Origin of the sequence: Pseudomonas palleroniana (assembly GCF_003031675.1) — a bacterium.
Classification (GTDB): Bacteria; Pseudomonadota; Gammaproteobacteria; order Pseudomonadales; family Pseudomonadaceae; genus Aquipseudomonas; species Aquipseudomonas palleroniana.
The window spans coordinates 225,869-246,816 of the sequence record NZ_PYWX01000034.1 but is presented as its reverse complement, the minus strand read 5'-3'; the positions used below and the strand labels follow the sequence as shown (position 1 = coordinate 246,816).

The 20,948-nt window shown below is 61.2% G+C and carries 13 protein-coding genes; 8 read left to right on the top strand and 5 right to left on the bottom strand.

What is annotated here, in order from left to right; translation table 11 throughout:
* Positions 1–190: 190 nt before the first annotated feature.
* The 4 genes from msrA to aceE form a co-directional block, all read right to left on the bottom strand.
* Positions 191–838, bottom strand: coding sequence for a peptide-methionine (S)-S-oxide reductase MsrA (gene msrA / locus C9383_RS13415; RefSeq protein ID WP_090367222.1), 648 nt, complete (start codon positions 836–838; stop codon positions 191–193).
* Between the two features lie 72 nt (positions 839–910).
* The gene (locus C9383_RS13410; RefSeq protein ID WP_090367220.1) at positions 911–3,604 is read right to left on the bottom strand and encodes a putative bifunctional diguanylate cyclase/phosphodiesterase; all 2,694 of its coding nucleotides are present in this window, start codon (positions 3,602–3,604) and stop codon (positions 911–913) included.
* Positions 3,605–3,908: 304 nt separating this feature from the next.
* Positions 3,909–5,552: a dihydrolipoyllysine-residue acetyltransferase gene (gene aceF, locus C9383_RS13405; RefSeq protein ID WP_090367218.1), complete on the bottom strand. Its 1,644-nt coding sequence runs from the start codon at positions 5,550–5,552 to the stop codon at positions 3,909–3,911.
* An 11-nt stretch (positions 5,553–5,563) separates the two neighbouring features.
* Positions 5,564–8,209, bottom strand: coding sequence for a pyruvate dehydrogenase (acetyl-transferring), homodimeric type (aceE, locus tag C9383_RS13400; RefSeq protein ID WP_090367216.1), 2,646 nt, complete (start codon positions 8,207–8,209; stop codon positions 5,564–5,566).
* Positions 8,210–8,591: 382 nt separating this feature from the next.
* Between aceE and glnE the strand changes: the two genes are divergently transcribed.
* The 8 genes from glnE to C9383_RS13360 are packed head-to-tail and all read left to right on the top strand — an operon-like array spanning position 8,592 to position 18,532.
* Positions 8,592–11,531, top strand: a complete 2,940-nt coding sequence (gene glnE, locus C9383_RS13395) for a bifunctional [glutamate--ammonia ligase]-adenylyl-L-tyrosine phosphorylase/[glutamate--ammonia-ligase] adenylyltransferase (protein WP_090367214.1) — start codon at positions 8,592–8,594, stop codon at positions 11,529–11,531.
* Positions 11,532–11,585: 54 nt separating this feature from the next.
* Complete coding sequence (waaF, locus tag C9383_RS13390) at positions 11,586–12,620, top strand: lipopolysaccharide heptosyltransferase II (protein WP_060755154.1); 1,035 nt, start codon at positions 11,586–11,588, stop codon at positions 12,618–12,620.
* A 1-nt stretch (position 12,621) separates the two neighbouring features.
* Positions 12,622–13,683 (top strand): lipopolysaccharide heptosyltransferase I, encoded by a 1,062-nt coding sequence (gene waaC, locus C9383_RS13385; protein WP_090367212.1) that lies wholly within the window; start codon positions 12,622–12,624, stop codon positions 13,681–13,683.
* The gene (locus tag C9383_RS13380) at positions 13,683–14,807 is read left to right on the top strand and encodes a glycosyltransferase family 4 protein (RefSeq protein WP_090367210.1); all 1,125 of its coding nucleotides are present in this window, start codon (positions 13,683–13,685) and stop codon (positions 14,805–14,807) included. Before waaC ends, C9383_RS13380 begins: the two co-directional genes overlap by 1 nt.
* Complete coding sequence (gene rfaP, locus C9383_RS13375) at positions 14,804–15,610, top strand: lipopolysaccharide core heptose(I) kinase RfaP (protein WP_090367208.1); 807 nt, start codon at positions 14,804–14,806, stop codon at positions 15,608–15,610. The genes C9383_RS13380 and rfaP overlap by 4 nt, the downstream gene beginning before the upstream one ends.
* Positions 15,610–16,344, top strand: coding sequence for a lipopolysaccharide kinase InaA family protein (locus C9383_RS13370; protein ID WP_090367206.1), 735 nt, complete (start codon positions 15,610–15,612; stop codon positions 16,342–16,344). Before rfaP ends, C9383_RS13370 begins: the two co-directional genes overlap by 1 nt.
* Entirely contained in the window at positions 16,341–17,093 is a 753-nt protein-coding gene (locus tag C9383_RS13365) for a lipopolysaccharide kinase InaA family protein (protein ID WP_090367205.1), read from the top strand. Before C9383_RS13370 ends, C9383_RS13365 begins: the two co-directional genes overlap by 4 nt.
* On the top strand, positions 17,093–18,532 hold the full coding sequence (locus C9383_RS13360) for a lipopolysaccharide kinase InaA family protein (RefSeq protein WP_090367202.1): 1,440 nt from the start codon (positions 17,093–17,095) through the stop codon (positions 18,530–18,532). The genes C9383_RS13365 and C9383_RS13360 overlap by 1 nt, the downstream gene beginning before the upstream one ends.
* Before the next feature lie 164 nt (positions 18,533–18,696).
* Here C9383_RS13360 and C9383_RS13355 read toward each other — a convergent pair whose 3' ends face one another.
* Positions 18,697–20,775: a TonB-dependent receptor family protein gene (locus C9383_RS13355; RefSeq protein ID WP_090367200.1), complete on the bottom strand. Its 2,079-nt coding sequence runs from the start codon at positions 20,773–20,775 to the stop codon at positions 18,697–18,699.
* Positions 20,776–20,948 lie beyond the last annotated feature (173 nt).

Sequence of the window (20,948 nt, the reverse complement as noted above, 5' to 3'; positions counted from 1 at the left end):
AGCTTCAAATGTGTAAACGATGTCCCCGGTTTCAGATGTAAACGATGTCTACGGTTCTACACCCGCGCTGGGTGGCGTAGCCGCCCGAACAAGGACGCCGCGGTCTTTCAGGAAAACCGAGGTGTCTGAGTTTAGGGCGGCTGCGCCGCCCAGCGCGGGGCAAGCCCGCTCACTACAAGTTCGAGGTTGGTCAGATCGGGCAGGTCACGCCGGTGCCGCCGATGCCGCAATACCCCTGGGGGTTCTTTGCCAGATACTGCTGGTGATACGCCTCGGCGAAGTACACCGTCGGTGCTTCTTCGATCTCCGTGGTGATTTCACCCAGGCCGGCTTTGGTCAGTTCTGCCTGATAGGCTTGCGCACTGGCTTTTGCTGCTGCCAGTTGCTCAGGCGTGGTGGCGTAGATCACCGAGCGGTACTGGCTACCGATGTCGTTGCCCTGGCGCATGCCCTGGGTCGGGTTATGCAGTTCCCAGAACATCTTCAGCAAGTCTTCGTATTTCACCTTGGCTTGGTCATATACCACCAACACCACTTCGCTGTGGCCGGTCAGGCCAGAGCAGACTTCTTCATAGGTCGGGTTCGGCGTGTAGCCCCCGGCATAACCGACCACCGTGCTGACCACGCCATCGCGCTGCCAGAACTTGCGCTCGGCGCCCCAGAAGCAACCCAGGCCGAAGATGGCGAACCCGACATCGTCGAGGAATGGGCCCAGCAGCGGGTTGCCGTTGACGAAGTGGGTGTCCGGCAGCGCCATTGGGGTTTCACGGCCGGGCAAAGCTTGTTCTTGAGTAGGCAGCACGTTTTTGTTCACCAGAATTTCCGAGCGCAAGACCATGATCAGTCCTCTCAGTCAGATTGAGTTAGGTAAGAATTCAGACAGTCAGTGTGCCCGAGTGTTACATCGCTGTCAGGCGATTGGCCCGCGCGGGTAGCGTTTAAGCATCTTCATCAGCTCTGAGCCAGGGATCGGCCGGTCGAACAGGTAGCCCTGGCCCACATCGCAGCGATGCCGACGCAGGAATGCCAGTTGTTCGGCGGTCTCGATACCTTCGGCCACCACCTTGAGCTTGAGGTTGTGGGCCATGGCGATCACCGCCGAGGTGATTTCCATGTCGTCCTGGTTGTCCGGGATTTCGTGGATAAAGCTGCGATCGATCTTAATGATGTCGATGGGGAATTTTTTCAAGTAGCTCAGCGACGAGTAACCGGTGCCGAAATCGTCCATGGCCAGGGTCAGGCCGAAGCTCTTCAACTGGTCCAGTTGCAGGCGCGTGTCTTCAGTGGCCTCCAGCAGCAGGCCTTCGGTCAGTTCAAGCTCCAGCAGATTCGCCGGCAGCTGTTCTTCCTTGAGGATCGTGGCAATCGACGCGACCAGGTCCGGGTCGGAAAACTGTTTGGGCGACAGGTTGATCGCCACCTGCAAGTTGCCCATGCCAGCGGCGCTCAAGTGCTTGCTCATGCGGCAGGCCTGGCGGGCGATCCATTTGCCGATGGGGATGATCAGCCCGGTCTCTTCGGCCACGCTGATGAACTGGTCGGGACGGATCATGCCCTTTTCCGGATGGTTCCAGCGCAGCAGCGCCTCCATGCCCAGCAGGCGGCCGCTGCGCAGGCACAGCTTGGGCTGGTAGAACACATCCAGCTCGTTCTGAGTCAGGGCGCGGCGCAGGTTGTTTTCCACGAACAGCTTGTAGCTCGCCTCGGCGTTCAGCGCCTCGGTAAACACTTGCACCTGGTGTTTGCCGTTGGCCTTGGCTTTGTGCAAGGCCAGGCCGGCGTTGCGCATCAGGGTCTGTGGGTCGCGGCCATGCAGTGGCGCACAGGCCAGCCCCACCGAGCCGGTGATACTGATCAATTGGTTGTCGACGAACATGGGCTTGTCGAGGGTCGTCAGCAGTTGGCTGGCGACCTGCTGGCCCGTCTCCAGGTCGGCATCGTCCAGCAGCACCGCAAACTCGTTACTGGCAAAGCGCGCCAGGCTGCCGCCGGCACTCAAGCTGTTACGCAGGCGCCGGGCGAGGCTGATCAGCAGTTTGTCGCCGGTCTGGTGGCCGAGGCTGTCGTTGATCCGCTTGAAGTTGTCGATGTCCACCAGCAACAGGCTGATAGGGCTGTCGCTGTCCCGGGCGAAGCGCTCATCCAGGTTGCGGATAAACGCCGGGCGGTTGCCCAAGTTGGTCAGGTTATCGGTGTAGGCCAGGCGCTCGATACGCTGCTGGGCCAGCTTGGTCTGGGTGATGTCTTCGTAGATGCCGATGTAGTGGGTCAGTTCGCGGTTGTCGCCATACACCTTGGATATCGACAGTTGGCCCCAGTAGGGTTCCAGGTTCTTGCGTCGGCTCTTGAATTCGCCTTGCCAGCTGTTGCTCTTGGCCAGGCTTGACGGTGCGTCGAACAGCAACTCGCTGAGGTTCTCCAGGGCCGGCAGTTGCGCCAGGCGATGGCCGTGGACTTCTTCGGCGCTGTACTGGGTAATCGCGGTAAAGCTGGGGTTGACGTACTCCACCACACCATCGCAATTGACCAGCAAGAAGGCGTTGGCACTTTGCTCCACTGCCCGCTGGAATAAATGCAGCGCGCTGGTGGCGGCGCGACGGTTGTGGTTGTTGATCACGTGGGCGAACTGGTCGGCCAGTTCGCCGGCAAAGGCGATCTCATCGGACTGCCAGTCGCGTGCTCGACCGCTCTGTTCCAGGCACAACACGCCGACGACATGGCCATCGACGCGGATGCTCGCGTCAAGCATCGCGTAGATGTCCTTGGCGCGCAGATGGTCGGCCATTTCACGCGTGCGCGGATCGCGCATCGCGTGGGTGGCGTCGATGGCACGGCTGCTGTGCAGGGCTTCCAGGTAGTCCGGGAAACCGCTGGCGTCGATCGCCTCGGGCAGGTGGTGTTGTTGGTCAATGCGGTGATACGCCGAGATCGGCACCAGGCGCTGCCCTTCGAGGTTCCAGATACTGGCGCAATCGACCTGGTAGATATCGCAGGCACTGCGAGTGATCAGCTCGGCGGCTTCCTGCAGCGAGTTAGGCGTGCTGTAGCGCTGGCGCGCCAGCAGCAGGATCAGTTCCTGCTGGGCGCGTACCCGCTCCAGGTGCTGCAATTGTTCCTGTTGCGCACGCTGGTTGAGTTCCAGGGCGATTTGCAGGCGGCTGTTCTGGTTTTCCAGGTCGGCAGTCGGGGCAAAAGTCGGTACTTCACTGAACAGGCCGTCGACCACCATCAGGTAGCCACGCAGCAAGTGACGATTGTGTTGCTTGTAGGCCTCGCCCATTTCCAGCAGGCTCAGCGGCCCATCGTGGGTGTGCAAGGTGTAGCGCACCAGGTAATGGGGGCTCTGGCTCAGTTGCTGCTGGATCGCATCGTGCAACTGATAGCGCGCCTGGGGTTCCATCAGGCTGGCGTAGGGGGTGCCGAGCAGGGCGCACAACTCGACCGCCGGCAGGCCGAATTGGCGTTCGCAATTGGGGTCGAGGTAAAGCATGGCCCAGCTTGCCTCATTAAGCCGCTCGAAACGCAGCATGCCGAGGCGCGAAGGCACCGGTAATTGCGTCACTACCTCGGCCGCCATTCGGGCGACATCGGGTTGGCTTTTCATGGGGGAAACTCGCTTGGGAAAATGCGCACTACACCGGGCTCACGCCCTCTTTACTGTCGCCTGCGGCAAGGTTGCATCATGCAGCACGCACTGACAAGAGAGGATGAAGGCTAAGTGCTATATGGCTGTTATCGGCCGCACGGGGGATTTCTGCAATCGGGCTGATAGAAGGTGTACAAACCTGTTCTGGCTGTGCAACAAGAGCCCAAAAAAAGCCCCGCCAAGTGGCGGGGTTGAGGTACGAGCGTGGCGCTCGGAAATCGGTGCAGCCAGGCCTCCCTGGTAACAGGGAGGCCCGTGAGGCTTACAGCAGGATGGTGCGGATGTCGTTCAGCAACTGGCTCAGGCGCTGAGTGAAGCGTGCAGCCGCGGCGCCGTTGATCACGCGGTGATCGTAGGACAACGACAGAGGCAGCATCAGCTTCGGCTGGAACGCTTTACCGTCCCACACAGGCTGGATAGTCGCCTTGGACACGCCCAGGATCGCCACTTCCGGCGCGTTGACGATTGGCGTGAAGCCAGTGCCGCCAATGTGACCGAGGCTGGAGATGGTGAAGCACGCACCTTGCATATCGTCTGGGGTGAGCTTCTTGTCGCGGGCCTTGGCCGCCAGCGCAGCCGCTTCAGCAGCAAGCTGCAGCAGGCTCTTCTGGTCGACGTTCTTGATGACCGGTACCAGCAGGCCATCCGGAGTATCGACGGCAAAGCCAATGTGTACGTATTTCTTGCGGATGATCGCTTTACCGCTCGGGGCCAGCGAACTGTTGAAGTCCGGCAGTTCCTTGAGCAGGTGCGCGCAAGCCTTGAGCAGCAGCGGCAGCACGGTCAGTTTCACGCCGGCTTTTTCGGCCACGGCTTTCTGCGCAACGCGGAAAGCTTCCAGGTCGGTGATATCGGCCTGGTCGAACTGAGTCACGTGCGGAATGTTCAGCCAGCTGGCGTGCAGACCTGCCGCGCCGATCTGCATCAGGCGGGTCATCGGCACTTCTTCGATTTCGCCGAAGCGGCTGAAGTCCACGGTGCGGATCGGCGGAATGCCCGAACCACCGGTAGCGCCGCCTGCGGCCGGAGCTTCCTTGGCTTTTTGCATCATGGCTTTGACGTAAGCCTGCACGTCTTCCTTCAGCACACGGCCGTGAGGGCCGCTGGCCGACACAGCACTCAGCTCAACGCCGAACTCACGAGCCAGCTGACGTACCGCAGGGCCAGCATGAACCTTGGCACCGCTTGGCGCGGGTGCGACAGCAGCAGGGGCCGCAGCGGCCTCGGCTTTTGCCGCAGGCGCAGGGGCGGCGGCGGCCGGAGCCGCTTCAGCCTTGGCGGCCGGAGCGGCAGCCGGTGCTGGTGCGGCAGCAGGCGCCGCGCCTTGTACTTTCAGCTTGAGGATGAAGTCACCGGTGCCGACTTCGTCTTCCAGCTTGACCGCGATGCTTTCCACGACGCCGGCAGCCGGCGAAGGGATTTCCATGGAGGCCTTGTCGGACTCCAGGGTGATCAGCGACTGGTCGGCTTCGACGGTATCGCCGACCTTGACCAGCAGCTCGATGATCTTGGCCTTGCCCGACGAGCCGATGTCCGGCACATGAATGTCCTGGACGCTGGCGGCGGCGGGTGCAGCAGCCGGGGCCGGGGCGGCCTCGACAGCAGGTTTTTCAGCAGCAGGCGCTGGCGCGGCAGCGGCAGCAGGAGCCGCCGCCGGGGCCGCATCAGCGGCACCTTCGATTTCCAGCTCCAGCAGTTCGTCGCCTTCTTTCAGGCGGTCGCCCAGCTTCACTTTCAGGCTCTTGACCACGCCGGCCTTGGGAGCAGGGATTTCCATGCTCGCCTTGTCCGATTCCAGGGTCAGGATGCTCTGGTCGGCTTCAACCTTGTCGCCGACCTTCACAAACAGCTCGATTACTTCACCTTCACCGCTGCCGATGTCAGGTACGCGAATGAGTTCGCTCACAAAAAATCTCCTCAGCAGTCCAGTGGGTTGCGTTTTTCCGGGTTGATCCCGAACTTGACGATAGCGTCAGCCACTACCTTGGGTTCGATCTCACCACGGTCAGCCAAGGCTTCCAGGGCTGCCAACACCACGAAGTGACGGTCGACTTCGAAGAAGTGACGCAGCTTCTTGCGGCTGTCACTGCGGCCGAAACCGTCGGTGCCCAGGACTTTGAATTCCTTGGACGGGACCCATTGGCGAATTTGTTCAGCGTACAGTTTCATGTAGTCGGTCGAAGCGATCACCGGGCCTTTACGGCCGGTCAGGCACTCTTCAACGAAGGTGCGCTGTGGCTTCTGGCCAGGGTGCAGGCGGTTGTGACGTTCTACGGCCAGGCCATCTCGACGCAGTTCGTTGAAGCTGGTAACGCTCCACACGTCGGCGCCGACGTTGAACTCTTCACGCAGAATCTTCGCCGCTTCACGCACTTCACGCAGGATGGTGCCGGAGCCCATCAGTTGTACGTGGTGCGCTGCTTCCTTGGTATCTTCTTCGAGCAGGTACATGCCCTTGATGATGCCTTCCTCCACGCCGGCCGGCATGGCTGGCTGCTGGTAGGACTCGTTCATCACGGTGATGTAGTAGAAAACGTCCTGCTGCTCTTCGGTCATCTTCTTCATGCCGTCCTGGATGATCACCGCCAGCTCATAGCCGTAGGTTGGATCAAAGGTGCGGCAGTTCGGGATGGTGGCAGCCAGGATGTGGCTGTGACCGTCTTCGTGTTGCAGGCCTTCGCCGTTCAGCGTGGTCCGGCCGGCAGTGCCGCCGATCAGGAAACCACGGGTACGGCTGTCGCCGGCCGCCCAGGCCAGGTCGCCGATACGCTGGAAGCCGAACATCGAGTAGAAGATGTAGAACGGCAGCATTGGTTGGTTGTGGCTGGAGTACGAAGTACCGGCAGCGATGAAGGAGCTCATGGCGCCCGCTTCGTTGATGCCTTCTTCGAGGATCTGGCCCTTCTTGTCTTCCTTGTAGAACATCACCTGGTCTTTATCGACTGGCTCGTAGAGCTGGCCGACGGAGGAGTAGATGCCCAACTGACGGAACATGCCTTCCATACCGAAGGTACGGGCTTCGTCCGGAATGATCGGGACGATGCGCGGGCCGATGTCCTTGTCCTTGACCAGCTGCGCCAGAATACGCACGAAGGCCATGGTGGTGGAGATTTCACGGTCGCCCGAACCGTCAAGGATAGCCTTGAGGGTGCTGAGGTCTGGCGTCGGTACGCTGAAGCTGTTGGCGCGGCGCTGTGGCACGAAACCACCCAATGCGGCGCGGCGCTCGCTCAGGTAACGGGCTTCGGCGCTGTTCGGCTCCGGCTTGAAGAACGGCAGGTTTTCCAGCTCTTCGTCTTTTACTGGAATGTCGAAGCGGTCGCGGAACAGCTTCAGGCTGTCGACATCGACTTTCTTGGTGTTGTGCGCGGTGTTTTTCGCTTCGCCGGCACCGGTGCCATAACCCTTGATGGTCTTGGCCAGGATGACGGTCGGTTGTTCTTTGTGGTTGACCGCTTCGTGGTACGCCGCGTAGACCTTGTACGGGTCGTGGCCGCCACGGTTGAGTTTCCAGATCTCGTCGTCGGACAGGTCGGCAACCATCGCCTTGAGTTCAGGCGTGTTGAAGAAGTGTTCACGCACGAACGCGCCGTCTTTGGCTTTGTAGTTCTGGTACTCGCCGTCGATGACTTCGTCCATGCGACGCTGCAGGATACCGTCGACGTCCTTGGCCAGCAGCGGGTCCCAGAAACGGCCCCAGATGACCTTGGTCACGTTCCATTGAGCACCGCGGAACACGCCTTCGAGTTCCTGGATGATCTTGCCGTTGCCGCGAACCGGGCCGTCGAGGCGCTGCAGGTTGCAGTTGATGACGAAGATCAGGTTGTCCAGCTTCTCGCGGCCGGCCAGCGAGATCGCACCCAGGGATTCCGGCTCGTCACACTCGCCGTCACCCAGGAAGCACCAGACTTTCTGCTTGCCTTCAGGGATGAAGCCACGGGCTTCCAGGTACTTCATGAAACGTGCCTGGTAGATCGCCTGGATCGGGCCCAGGCCCATGGATACCGTCGGGAACTGCCAGAAATCAGGCATCAGCCATGGGTGCGGGTACGACGACAGGCCGTTACCGTCCACTTCCTGGCGGAAGTTGTTCATGTGTTCTTCGGTGATGCGGCCTTCCATGAACGCACGGGCGTAGACGCCTGGGGAGGTGTGGCCCTGGAAGTAGATCAGGTCGCCGCCGTGCTCGTCGGTCGGGGCCTGGAAGAAGTAGTTGAAGCCGATGTCATACAGGGTCGCACTGGAAGCGAAGCTGGAGATGTGACCGCCCAGGTCCGAATCTTTCAAGTTCGTGCGCATTACCATCGCCATGGCGTTCCAACGTACCAGCGAGCGAATGCGGCGTTCCATGAACAGGTCGCCAGGCATGCGTGCTTCGTGGGTAACGGGGATGGTGTTGCGGTATGGCGTGGTGATGGCGTAGGGCAGTTGCGAGCCGCTGCGGGTCGCGAGTTCGCCCATACGGGTCATCAGGTAGTGAGCACGGTCTTCGCCTTCTTTGTCGAGAACCGATTCCAGGGCGTCCAGCCATTCCTGGGTTTCGACGGGATCGAGGTCTTGCATGGCTTGCTCCAGGGCGGAAAGGCTACCAGAATCGGTTGCCTGAGTTTGCGACTGGCCTTGTGGGCAGACGACATAAATTCTTGGATGGCCGAAGGTTGCTTCGGCGTCCTGTAGTTTTACTACAAATCGTCAGCCATTTCAGCCTTTCGAATGTATATACGAGTAGTAAAACTACACAAGACTGAGCGTATGGCTCGGTCTGGCTGGTGAGCATAATCGTTATTGTTGATCTTTTGCGAACAAGAAAAGGTGAATGTTTGATGTTGGCTGCCAAAATGAAATTAATTTCAGCTATTTCTAACCTTTGTTCGACAGTCCTTCACCGAGCGTGGTTCCTGCGTTCACAGCTACAAGCCATTCCCGCGCCGATCAAGGATAGACCATGAGCCTTCCAACGCTGGCCGAACTGCCGGCCATTCTCTTGCCTTTTGCCCAGCGGGCCGAGCAGTCATTTCGTGACGCGGTGGCCGCGCTGGATGACGATCATGGCCTTTCTGCGTGGACGCCGCAACGGTGGGCCGACTTCGCCCGGGTATGCGCCGCCAGTGATTTTGTCATTGAACAGAGTCTTCGTGACCCTTTGATGTTGCTGGAGCTGGTGGCCTGGGGCGAGCTGGATCGCGGCTTTGCACCAGGCGAACTGTGCGGGCAGGTGGCCGGCGCGGTGCAACAGGCTGAAACAGAAGACGAGCTGGGGCGTGTATTGCGTCGTCAGCGTACCCGTCAGCAGGTGCGGATTATCTGGCGCGACCTGACTCGACAGGCGGACTTGGTGCAAACCTGCCGTGACCTCTCCGACATGGCGGACGCCTGTATCGACCAAGCGTACCAGTGGCTGTATCAGCGCCATTGCGTGCAATTCGGCACGCCGACCGGCCGGCGTAGCGGCGAACCGCAGCACATGGTCATCCTCGGCATGGGCAAGCTCGGTGCGGTGGAACTGAACCTGTCATCCGATATCGACCTGATCTTCGCCTATCCCGAAGGCGGCGAGACGGTGGGCGTGAAGCGCGCCCTGGATAATCAGGAGTTCTTTATTCGTCTTGGTCAAAAACTGATCAAGGCCCTGGACCCGATGACCGTCGACGGTTTTGTGTTCCGTGTCGACATGCGCCTGCGCCCCTATGGTTCAGCGGGTGCCTTGGTGCTCAGCTTCAACGCGCTGGAGCAGTACTACCAGGATCAGGGGCGCGACTGGGAACGCTACGCCATGATCAAGGCACGCGTCGTGGCGGGCGATCAGGTGGCCGGCGCGCAACTGCTCGATATGCTGCGACCGTTCGTCTACCGCCGTTATCTGGATTTTTCCGCCATCGAAGCGCTGCGCACCATGAAGCAGTTGATCCAGCAGGAAGTGCGGCGCAAAGGCATGGCCGACAATATCAAGCTGGGCTCGGGGGGGATCCGTGAGGTCGAGTTTATCGCCCAGGCGTTCCAGCTGATTCACGGTGGTCGTGACCTCAGCCTGCAACAGCGCCCGCTGCTCAAGGTGTTGGGCACTCTGGAAGGCCAGGCCTACCTGCCGCCGGCGGTGATTGCCGAGTTGCGCGAAGGCTATGAATTCCTGCGCTACACCGAACATGCCATCCAGGCCATCGCCGACCGGCAGACCCAGATGCTTCCGGACAACCCGCAGGATCAGGCACGTATTGCCTTTATGTTGGGCTTTGCCGATTGGGCGGCTTTTCATGAGCGCTTGATGTATTGGCGCGGTCGGGTGGATTGGCATTTTCGCCAAGTGATTGCTGACCCGGATGAAGAGGAAGGCGACGAAAGCGAGCTGATGGTGGGCGGTGAGTGGTTGCCGCTGTGGGAAGAGTCCCAGGATGAAGACGCGGCGTGCCGCCAGTTGGCCGAGGGCGGCTTCAGCGACGCGCCCAAGGCCCTCAGGGCCCTGGCCAGCCTGCGAGGCAGCCCGCAATTGCGCGCGATGCAGCGCCTGGGGCGTGAGCGGCTGGATGCGTTTATCCCGCGCCTGCTGGCCCAGGCGGTGGAACACGCCAACCCCGACCTGGTCTTGGAGCGCGTACTGCCGCTGGTGGAGGCCGTCGCGCGGCGCTCCGCTTACCTGGTGCTGCTGACCGAGAACCCCGATGCGCTGCGCCGTTTGCTGACGTTGTGCGCCGCCAGTCCCTGGATCGCCGAGCAGATCACGCGGTTTCCGTTGCTGCTCGACGAGTTGCTCAACGAAGGTCGCCTGTTCAAACCGCCTTTGGCACCGGAGCTGGCGGCCGAGTTGCGCGAGCGCCTGACGCGCATCCCCGAGGACGACCTTGAGCAGCAGATGGAGGCGCTACGCCATTTCAAGCTGGCTCACCGCCTGCGCGTGGCCGCTTCGGAGATCGCCGGCAGCTTGCCGTTGATGAAGGTCAGCGATTACCTCACCTGGCTTGCCGAAGCCATCCTCGAACAAGTCTTGGCCCTGGCCTGGCGCCAGACCGTGGCCCGCCATGGTTCGCCGCAGCGCGTGGACGGCACCTTGTGCGATCCTGGGTTCATCATTGTCGGTTATGGCAAAGTCGGCGGGATCGAACTGGGGCATGGTTCGGACCTGGACCTGGTCTTTATCCATGATGGTGACCCGCAGGCGGAAACCGATGGGGCCAAACCGATCGACGGGGCGCAGTTCTTCACGCGCCTGGGCCAGCGGATCATTCACCTGCTGACCACCCAGACCAACTCGGGCCAGCTGTATGAGGTGGATATGCGCCTGCGACCTTCCGGCGCCTCCGGGTTATTGGTCAGTTCACTGGGCGCGTTTGATCGCTATCAACAAAATGAAGCCTGGACCTGGGAGCATCAGGCCCTGATCCGCGCCCGGGTGTTGGTGGGCAGCCAGGACGTCGGGCAGGCCTTCGAGCAGGTGAGGGCCCGTGTGCTTGGCCGTGAGCGGGACCCGGTCAAGCTGCGCCAGGAGGTCAGCGAGATGCGCGCCAAGATGCGCGATAACCTGGGCACCAAGACCACGGCGGCCGGCACCGGCGCCAATGCGTTCGAGGCGACGGCGGTGTTCGATCTCAAGCAGGACGCCGGAGGTATCGTCGATATTGAATTTATGGTGCAATACGCGGCTTTGGCGTGGTCTGCGCAACATCCATCGTTGCTGCGCTATACCGACAATATCCGCATTCTGGAAGGCTTGGAGCAGGTAGGGCTGATGCCCGCCGCCGATGCCCACCTGCTGCGCGAGGTGTATAAGGCCTACCGTTCCGCTGCGCATCGCCAGGCTCTGCAAAACGAGTCCGGCACGGTCGCAGGGGATCAGTTCGCCGACGAACGGCGGCAGGTGATGCGAATCTGGCAGGAGCTGGGGTTGAGCTGAAACACTATTAGGGCGGGGAGGCATAAGCCTCCCCGCATCGTTTGTGGAAACTACATGAATATTCTGATCGTTGGGCCCAGTTGGGTCGGTGACATGGTGATGGCGCAGACACTGTTCCAGTGCCTGAAACAGCGTCATCCCGACTGCCAAATCGACGTGCTCGCCCCCGAGTGGAGCCGGCCGATCCTCGAGCGCATGCCCGAGGTGCGCAAGGCCTTGAGCTTCCCGCTCGGCCACGGCGCCCTTGAACTGGCGACCCGTCGGCGCATCGGCAAATCCCTGGCCGGCCAGTACGACCAGGCCATCCTGCTGCCCAACTCGCTGAAGTCGGCGCTGGTGCCGTATTTTGCCGGCATCCCCAAGCGTACCGGCTGGCGCGGCGAGTTCCGTTATGTGTTGCTCAACGACGTGCGCACCCTCGACAAGGCGCGCTACCCGCTGATGATCGAGCGGTTCATGGCCCTGGCTTACGAGCCGGGTGCCGAGTTGCCCAAGCCTTACCCGCGCCCCAGCCTGCAGATCGACCCGCTGACCCGCGACGCGGCACTGGCCAAGTTCGGCCTGACCCTGGACCGCCCGGTGTTGGCGCTGTGCCCGGGTGCCGAGTTTGGCGAGTCCAAGCGCTGGCCGTCGGAGCATTACGCCAAAGTCGCCGAGACCAAGATCCGCGAGGGTTGGCAGGTGTGGCTCTTCGGATCGAAAAACGATCACTCGGTAGGCGAAGACATCCGTCAGCGCCTGATCCCCGGCCTGCGCGAAGAAGCGGTGAACCTCAGTGGCGATACCTCGCTGGCCGAGGCGATCGACCTGCTGTCCTGCGCGGATTCGGTGGTGTCCAATGACTCGGGCCTGATGCACGTAGCGGCCGCGCTGAACCGCCCGCTGGTGGCCGTTTACGGTTCCACCTCACCCGGTTTCACACCGCCGTTGGCCGACCAGGTCGAAGTGGTGCGCCTGGGTCTGGACTGCAGCCCGTGTTTTGACCGCACCTGCCGGTTCGGCCACTACAACTGCCTGCGCCAATTGCTGCCGCAGCCGGTCAACGAGGCTTTGCAGCGGTTGCAGGGCTCAGTGGTCGAGGTCCGTTAGTTTGCGCGTATTGGTAATCAAGACCTCATCCCTGGGCGACGTGATCCATGCGTTGCCGGCACTGACCGATGCGGCGCGGGCCATTCCCGGTATCCGCTTCGATTGGGTGGTGGAAGAAGGCTTTGCCGAAATCCCCACTTGGCATCCGGCGGTGGACAAAGTGATCCCGGTGGCGATTCGTCGCTGGCGCAAGAACCTCTGGCAGACCTTCAAGAGCGGTGAGTGGCGACGCTTCAAGCAACGCATCCAGTCAACCAGGTACGACCTGGTGATCGACGCCCAGGGCCTGCTCAAAAGCGCCTGGCTGACGCGCTACGTGCGTGCGCCGGTAGCCGGTTTCGATAAGAACTCAGCACGTGAACCCATCGCGGCGCGCTTTTATTCCCGGCGCCTGGCCGTGGCCCGTGGGCAACATGCGGTGGAGCGCTTGCGCCAGCTGTTCGCCGTGGCGTTGGGCTATGACCTGCCCAAGGCCCTGGGCGATTACGGCCTGAACGTCGACAAGTTGCTTGGCCTGCCGCCGCAAAAGCCCTTTGTACTGTTGCTGCACGGCACCACCTGGGATACCAAGCATTGGCCCGAGGCCTATTGGCGCGAGCTGGCTGAGCGGATGGGCCGCCTGGGCATGGACGTGAAGCTGCCGTGGGGCAATGCTGCCGAAAAGGCCCGGGCCGAACGCCTGGCCCAGGGGCTGCCCAACGCCGAAGTACTGCCCAAACTGAACCTCGCCGGCGTCGCCCGTGTGTTGGCCGGTGCCCGCGCCTGCGTGGCGGTGGACACGGGCCTTGGTCACTTGGCTGCAGCGCTGGACGTGCCGACCCTTTCACTGTTCGGCCCCACCAACCCCGGCCTCACCGGTGCCTATGGCAAAGGCCAGATCCACATGGCCAGTGACTTCCCATGTGCACCCTGCCTGCAAAAGCAATGCACCTATCAGCCCACGGCCGACGACTTGCGTCGGTTCGACATCCGGCGTGAATCGCCATTGTGCTTTACGCGCCTGAATCCCGAGCGTGTGGCAAGCCGACTGACCACGCTGTTACTGGCCGAGGACCTGCACTGATGCAACTGGCTTTTGTGCTCTACAAATACTTTCCCTTTGGCGGCTTGCAACGCGACTTCATGCGTATCGCCCTGGAGTGCCAGCAGCGTGGTCATCAGATTCGCGTGTACACGTTGATCTGGGAAGGAGATATCCCGCCGGGTTTTGAAGTGCTGGTGGCGCCGGTCAAGGCGTTCTTCAACCATCGTCGCAACGAGAAACTCAGCGCCTGGATGGCAGCGGACCTGGCCAAGCGCCCGGTGGACCGTTTGATCGGCTTCAATAAAATGCCCGGCCTGGATGTTTACTATGCCGCCGATGGCTGTTTTGAAGACAAGGCGCAAAACCTGCGTCACTCGTTGTACCGCTATTTCGGTCGCTACAAGCACTTTGCCGAGTACGAGCGTGCGGTGTTCGCCAGGGAGGCCAAGACCGAAGTCCTGATGATTTCCGAAGTGCAGCAGCCGTTGTTCATCAAGCATTACGATACGCCGCTTGAACGCTTCCATCTGCTGCCGCCAGGCATTGCCCAGGACCGCCGTGCGCCGCCGAATGCCGCCGAGATTCGCGAGGGTTTCCGCAAGGAATTCAACTTGGGTGACGACGATTTGCTGCTGGTGCAAATCGGCTCGGGTTTCAAGACCAAAGGTGTCGATCGCAGCCTCAAGGCTGTGGCCGCGTTGTCGCCCGAGCTGAAAAAACGCGTCCGGTTATTTGTAATCGGCCAGGACGACCCCAAAGTATTCCAACTGCAAAGCGCGGCGTTGGGGCTGGGGGATAACGTGCAGTTCCTCAAAGGCCGCAGCGATATCCCGCGTTTCCTGCTGGGCGCCGACCTGTTGATTCATCCGGCGTACAACGAAAATACCGGTACGGTGTTGCTCGAAGCCTTGGTGGCGGGTTTGCCGGTGCTGGTCTCGGCCGTGTGTGGTTATGCCCACTACATTGCTGAAGCCGACAGTGGCCTGGTACTGGATGAGCCGTTCGAGCAGAACCAGCTCAACCATTACCTGACGCACATGCTCACCGACACTGCACAGCGCGCGGCCTGGAGCCGCAATGGGTTGGCCTTTGCCGAGACGGCCGACCTCTACAGCATGCCGCAACACGCTGCGGATGTGATTCTGGCGGAGCCCAAACGATGAAGTTGATCCTTGCCGAACCCTTCAAGACTTTATGGGCTGGGCTTGATGCCTTTGCCGAAGTCGAGAAACTGCAAGGCGAAGTGTTTCGCGAACTGGCGGCACGTCGTACTTTGCGCACCGAGGTGGGTGGCCGTCCGTATTTCGTGAAGATCCACCGTGGCATTGGCTGGGGCGAAATCTTCAAGAACCTGATTACCGCCAAGTTGCCGGTGCTGGGCGCCGGCCTTGAGTGGGCGGCGATTCATCGCTTGCAGGAACTCGGCGTGCCGACCATGACCGGCGTAGCCTTCGGCGAAAAAGGCAGTAATCCGGCAGACCAGCACTCGTTCATCATCACCGAAGAGCTGGCGCCGACTCTCAGTCTCGAAGACGTTACCGTGAACTGGGCCGCTGAACCCCCTGCGCCCGCGTTACGCCACGCCCTCACGGCCGAATTGGCGCGCATGGTCGGAGACATGCACCGGGGTGGCGTCAATCACCGCGACTGCTACCTGTGCCACTTCCTGCTGGACACCTCGCAACCGATTGACGCACGCAATATCAAGCTCTCGGTGATCGACCTGCACCGTGCCCAATTGCGCGCTCAATTGCCGTTGCGCTGGCGTGATAAAGATCTGTCTGCGTTGTACTACTCGGCGCTGGATATAGGTCTTACCCGTCGCGATAAGCTGCGCTTCCTGAAGGGGTACTTCCGTCAGCCGCTGCGTCAGATCCTGGCCGAACAAGCGGCATCCTTGAGCCTGCTGCAGCGCAAGGCCGACAAGCTATATGCGCGCAAGCAACGTTTGGGGGATGCAATCTGATGGCGGGTTGGAACCTGGAACCTGCCTACGCGGCCCTGAAAGATGACTTCGGTAGCCTTGAAGCGGTTTTCGCCCTGCAAGGCCAGCAACTGACCCGCGACCCATTGTCGGAAGTGATCCGGGTGGAGCGGGGCGGGGTCAATTACTACGTCAAGCGCTACACCGGCGCCGGCAAGGGCCTGCGGCGCTATCTGGGCAAGCCGCGGGTCAAGTCCGAATGGCAGAACCTCAAGCGCTTCAACAAGTGGGGCATTCCCACTGCGGATGTGGTGGCTTGGGGGTTGGAGCGCAATGGCCTGGCCTACGACCGTGGTGCGATGATCACCCGCGAGCTGCCCAAGACCGAAGACCTGTCGGTGCTGGCCGACCGCAACGATGCGCGTCTCAAGAACCGCAAATGGGTGGATGTGGTCAGCCGCCAGCTCGCCGAATATACCCGTACCATGCACGAGCACCGTTTTACCCATAACGATTTGAAGTGGCGCAACCTGTTGATCGACGACCAGCAGACGCTGTACCTGATCGACTGCCCCAACGGTGATTTCTGGCGCGGCTTCTGGCTCAAGTACCGCATTACCAAAGACCTGGCATGCCTGGACAAGGTTGCCAAATATCATTTGTCGGCCACCCAGCGCCTGCGGTTCTACATGCAATACCGCCAACGTACGCACCTGACGGCGTCGGACAAACAGCGAATTCGCCATGTGGTGAAGTTTTTCGAGGGACGCGAATGAGTGACTTTCTGGCGGCCGAAGACCGAGCCCTGCTTGAGCGCAATGGCCTTGCAACCTTCGAGGCATTGTGGACCAAGCAATTGGACGCGGTCGACGAACCGAACACCAGCCGTGGTGGGTGGAGCAGCGTATTCCGTCTGGAACTGGAGGGGCAGGGTTATTACCTCAAACGCCAAAGCAACTATCTGACGCGTACCTTGCATAGCCCGTTCGGCGAGCCTAGCTTCGCCCGCGAATTCCGCAATATCAGCCGCTACCGGCAGCTGGGTATTCCTGCATTGCAGGCTGCGTTTTTTGGCGAGCGCAAGGTGCAGGGCGAGCGCCGTGCCATCTTGCTGACCCGTGCATTGGACGGCTGGAGCGACCTGGACACATTGCTGGAGCAATGGTCGCAATTGAGCGATGCTCAGCGTGCCGCGATCCTGCTGGCGTGCGGTCAGCTTGCACGGCGCCTGCATCGCGCAGGCCAGGTGCATGGTTGTTTTTACCCCAAGCATATTTTCCTGCGGGCCAGTGATGAAGGCTACGCCGCGCAGCTGATTGACCTGGAGAAAACCCGGCCGCTGTTGTTCGGTTGGCGTGACCGCGTCAAGGATCTGGAGCCGTTGTTGCGACGCGCGCCGCAATGGTCGGACGACCAGGTACGCCAATTGCTGGCCGCCTATCTCGGCGAGCCGCAAGACAGTGCGCTGGTCTCTACATGGCTGCAGAAATTGACCGCCCGCCGCAGCCAAAAGGAAAACCGTTGATGCGTTTGTCCGAGCTGAAAATGGCCGGCCGTACTCCCGACCTGCCCCTGACCATTGAGCTTGCGGATGCGGCGGGCCCTGGCCAACTGCAACTGTTGAGCCTGTTGCGGGTATTGCCGGGTGAGCGTTACGTCGGTGCCGCGGTGTGGCGTGGCCGCCCGGTGTTGGCCAAGTTGTTGGTGGGCAGCAAGGCGGCACGGCATTTTCAGCGTGAACTCTCGGGTGTGCGCCTGCTTGCCGAGCACGACCTGACCACGCCGTTGTTGCTGGCTGATGGTTTGAAGGACGGCGAGGGCGGCTGGCTGCTGTTCGAGTTCATCGAAGGTGCGCAAAGCCTCGCCGATGCCTGGCAGGCGGTCGAAGGTTTGCCGCCGCTGGCCGATGAACAAACTGCCGTACTCGCCGAAGCCCTGGGCGCGATTGCCCAGATGCATGCCAAAGGCCTGTGGCAGGAAGACCTGCATCTGGACAACCTGTTGCGCCAGGATGGCAAGCTGTACCTGATCGATGGTGCCGGGATTCGTGTCGAAGAAGCGGGCAAGCCGCTGTCGCGCAGCCGGGTGCTGGAAAACCTCGGTGTGTTCTTCGCCCAGCTACCCAAACACCTTGAGCCGTTCACCGAGGAGCTGCTGGTGTATTACCTGCTGGGCAACGGCGAACATGCCTTGCCGCTGGAAGCCCTGGAAAAACAGGTGCGCAAGGTCAGTGCCTGGCGCCTGCGGGACTTTTTGAACAAGGTCGGCCGTGAATGCACGCTGTTCAGCGTCGTAAGGGGGGCTTTTGCCTTGCGCGCCATTCGTCGTGAGGAAGAACCCGCGATGCTCTCGGTGCTGGAGCGGGCTGACGTGTTGCTCGATCAGGGCCATCTCTATAAAACCGGTGGCGCGGCGACTGTCGCCAAGGTAGAGGTCGCTGATAGGCCGTTGGTGATCAAGCGATACAACATCAAAGGTTTTGTGCATTGGCTCAAGCGCTTCTGGCGCCCCAGCCGCGCCTGGCACTCCTGGCGCGAAGGCAACCGCCTGGCGTTCCTGGGGATCGCTACACCCAAGCCGCTGGCTGTACTGGAGAAGCGTTTTCTCTGGCTGCGCGGCCGGGCTTACCTGGTGACCGAGTTCTTGCCGGGACCGGACATCATCGAGCGCTTCGCGCCCTACGTTGAACACGGCGATGCGCCTGAGAACGAACTGTTGGCCCTGGACCAGTTGTTCGCCGAACTGATCCGCGAGCGCATCAGCCATGGCGACTTCAAAGGGCACAACCTGTTCTGGAACGAAGGCCGCTGGGCAATGATCGATCTGGATGCCATGTGCCAGCACCGCTCAGTCGCCAGCTTTGCCCCGGCGTTTGCCAGGGATCGTGCGCGGTTTATGCGTAATTGGCCGTCGGACAGTGCGCTCTACAAGTTGATTGACCAGCGTTTGCCCAAGCAGGTCTGATTCGGGCGAGACCTAATGCCTGATCAGTTAAGCGATAGAACGGACGATGGTTGATCTGTGGGAGGGGGCTTGCTCCCGATAGGCCGTGCGGCGGCCTCAAAAATGGGCCTGCTACGCAGTCCATCGGGAGCAAGCCCCCTCCCACAGGTTGATTTGGGGTGAATCTAGAACTGGTACTCAGCCCCTGCGCCCGCATACCACGATCGCCCGGGGGCCGCTTCGTAATAGCGGCCGTTGCCGTCACCGACAATGACCGAGCCGACATACTGGCGATCCAGCAAGTTATCCAGGCGCAACGTCTGGTGAAAGGTCCAGTGTTCCACCTTCTGCTCGAACCGTGCACGCCAGTTGAAGACGCTGTAGCCCGGCGCCGCGTGTTGCTGGTTGGTGTCTTCTACGTAGACCTTGCTGCGGTACATGCCTTCGATAGCGCTACTGACCCAGTCGCGGGGCTTCCAGTTCAGCTCGGCGAACAGGGTAGTTTGTGGTACGCCTGGCAGGTAGTTGCCCTTGTCCACGGGTTTGCCACCGCCAACAAAATCGCTGTCATAGGTGGCTTGCAGGCGGGTGTAGGCAAGTTGGGTGCTCCACTGTTCCGTCAGTTGGCTTTCGATACCCAATTCAAAGCCTCGGCGCAGAGTGCGGCCGGCGTTCTGATAGGTGGTGCGGCCACCGCTGGATTGTTGCACCACCAGCTCGTCTTCGGTGGTGATCTGGAACACGGCTGCGTTGAGTCGCGTGTCCTGCCCGAGGCGGGCTTTGAGCCCCATTTCATACTGGGTGCTGACTGACGGCTTGAGCGCGAAGTTAAAGCCGTTCGAGGTGCCGGAATAGGCCGATTCGGCCTGGGTCGGTGTTTCGAAGCCTTTGCCCGCACTCACATAGCCATGCAGGTCCGGCGTAAAGGAGTACATGACGCTCACCGACGGCGTGTTCTTCTGGTAGGTCTTGTTGCCGCTGTCGTTACCGTCGCTCTGGAAGTGATCGTCGACGTTCATCTTCATGGTGCTGTGGCGCATGCCGGCTTGCAGCGTCCAGTCGCCCAGCAGCCAGTTGGCTTGCACGAACGGGTCGAGGCTGGTGGCGGTGTCGATTTCATCGCGGCCCAGGGCGCCTTTGACGCCATGCACGCCGTCGAGCGTATTGGAATAGCCCTGGCGATCATCCTGACTGCGGTCGTAGTCGAGGCCGGTGATCAGCGTGAGGTCGCCAGGTGCGCTGGTGATGGGTTGCAGCCAGCGCAGGGAGCCGCCGTAGAATTTACGCTCGAAGTCCACCACGCCGCCGCGCTTGTCGGGTGGTGTGCCACCTGGAATCGATAAATATTGAATCACGCTGCGGCGGCCCGTGTACGCATTCACCTGCAAGGTGGCATCGCCGAAGTAGCGCTCATAATTGAGCCCCAACTGTTGGTGGTCGATACTTTTGCGCGTGTTGTATGTCAACGCACTGGTGCTCACCGAGCGCGGGTCGGCCTTGTAGGCTTGCCATGTCTGGCCCAGCGGATCCTGCGTATTGTTCTGCTCCAGGCTGCTGTAGATCAGCGCCAGTTTGCTGTCGTCATCTGGCTGGACGTTGAGCTTGGCGAAGGTCTGGTCGCGGCGGGCGCTGCTGTGGTCGCGGTAGCCGTCGGTGTCCATGCGTGAGGCGTCGAGCACGAAGCCGGCACCGTTGGCCGCGCCTTCGGCGCTCAGGTGGTTTTTATTCAGGCCATCGCTACCCACCAGGGTTTCGGCGCCGATGCGCGGTGGGCCTTCGCCGTCACGCGAGAACATCTGGATCACCCCGCCGGCGTTGCTGCCGTACAGCGTGGCTGCCGGGCCGCGCAGCACTTCAATGCGCTCGGCGGTGTCGAGGTTGAACGTGGCCGCCTGGCCCTGGCCGTCCGGGGTGCTGGCGGGAATGCCGTCGGCAATCAATTTGATGCCGCGCACGCCAAATGCCGAGCGTGCGCCGAAGCCGCGGGAAGAAATCTGCAGGTCCTGCGCATAGTTCTGACGGTTCTGCACCACCAGGCCCGGCACGCGGGACAGGGCTTCGGAGGCGTTGATGCCCAGTTGGCCGTCGCTGATCTGCTCGCGGCTGATACTGTCCACCGAGTACGGCAGGTCGAACGTCGGGCTGGCGCTGCGCGAGCCGGTGACCACGCTGGGGTCGAGGATCAGGGCGTCGTCGGCCGTGGCGGTATCGCATATGGCGAACAGGCCAGGTAATAGCAAGGTGATGCGGGCGAGGGTTTTCATGAGTCAGCCGAAATGCGAGGCGCTTTGTGTGTAAACGCGCAAAAGGGCGCGAGTTTAGTGGTTTGGCAGGTTTTGCGCATTTCGGAAGCATCCTACGCGTTGTAGCGGTGGGGCTGGGCTGAATCCCGCTCAAGTCAGGTGCTAGCGTGGCGAACCATCTCTGAGGGCTCGCC

Excerpts from the sequence above, each read along its gene's own strand:
- rfaP (WP_090367208.1), top strand. The coding sequence starts at position 14,804 with ATGAAGTTGATCCTTGCCGAACCCTTCAAGACTTTATGGGCTGGGCTT.
- msrA (WP_090367222.1), bottom strand. The coding sequence starts at position 838 with ATGGTCTTGCGCTCGGAAATTCTGGTGAACAAAAACGTGCTGCCTACT.
- C9383_RS13355 (WP_090367200.1), bottom strand. The coding sequence starts at position 20,775 with ATGAAAACCCTCGCCCGCATCACCTTGCTATTACCTGGCCTGTTCGCC.
- C9383_RS13410 (WP_090367220.1), bottom strand. The coding sequence starts at position 3,604 with ATGAAAAGCCAACCCGATGTCGCCCGAATGGCGGCCGAGGTAGTGACG.
- waaF (WP_060755154.1), top strand. The coding sequence starts at position 11,586 with ATGAATATTCTGATCGTTGGGCCCAGTTGGGTCGGTGACATGGTGATG.
- C9383_RS13365 (WP_090367205.1), top strand. The coding sequence starts at position 16,341 with ATGAGTGACTTTCTGGCGGCCGAAGACCGAGCCCTGCTTGAGCGCAAT.
- C9383_RS13360 (WP_090367202.1), top strand. The coding sequence starts at position 17,093 with ATGCGTTTGTCCGAGCTGAAAATGGCCGGCCGTACTCCCGACCTGCCC.
- C9383_RS13370 (WP_090367206.1), top strand. The coding sequence starts at position 15,610 with ATGGCGGGTTGGAACCTGGAACCTGCCTACGCGGCCCTGAAAGATGAC.
- C9383_RS13380 (WP_090367210.1), top strand. The coding sequence starts at position 13,683 with ATGCAACTGGCTTTTGTGCTCTACAAATACTTTCCCTTTGGCGGCTTG.
- glnE (WP_090367214.1), top strand. The coding sequence starts at position 8,592 with ATGAGCCTTCCAACGCTGGCCGAACTGCCGGCCATTCTCTTGCCTTTT.
- aceE (WP_090367216.1), bottom strand. The coding sequence starts at position 8,209 with ATGCAAGACCTCGATCCCGTCGAAACCCAGGAATGGCTGGACGCCCTG.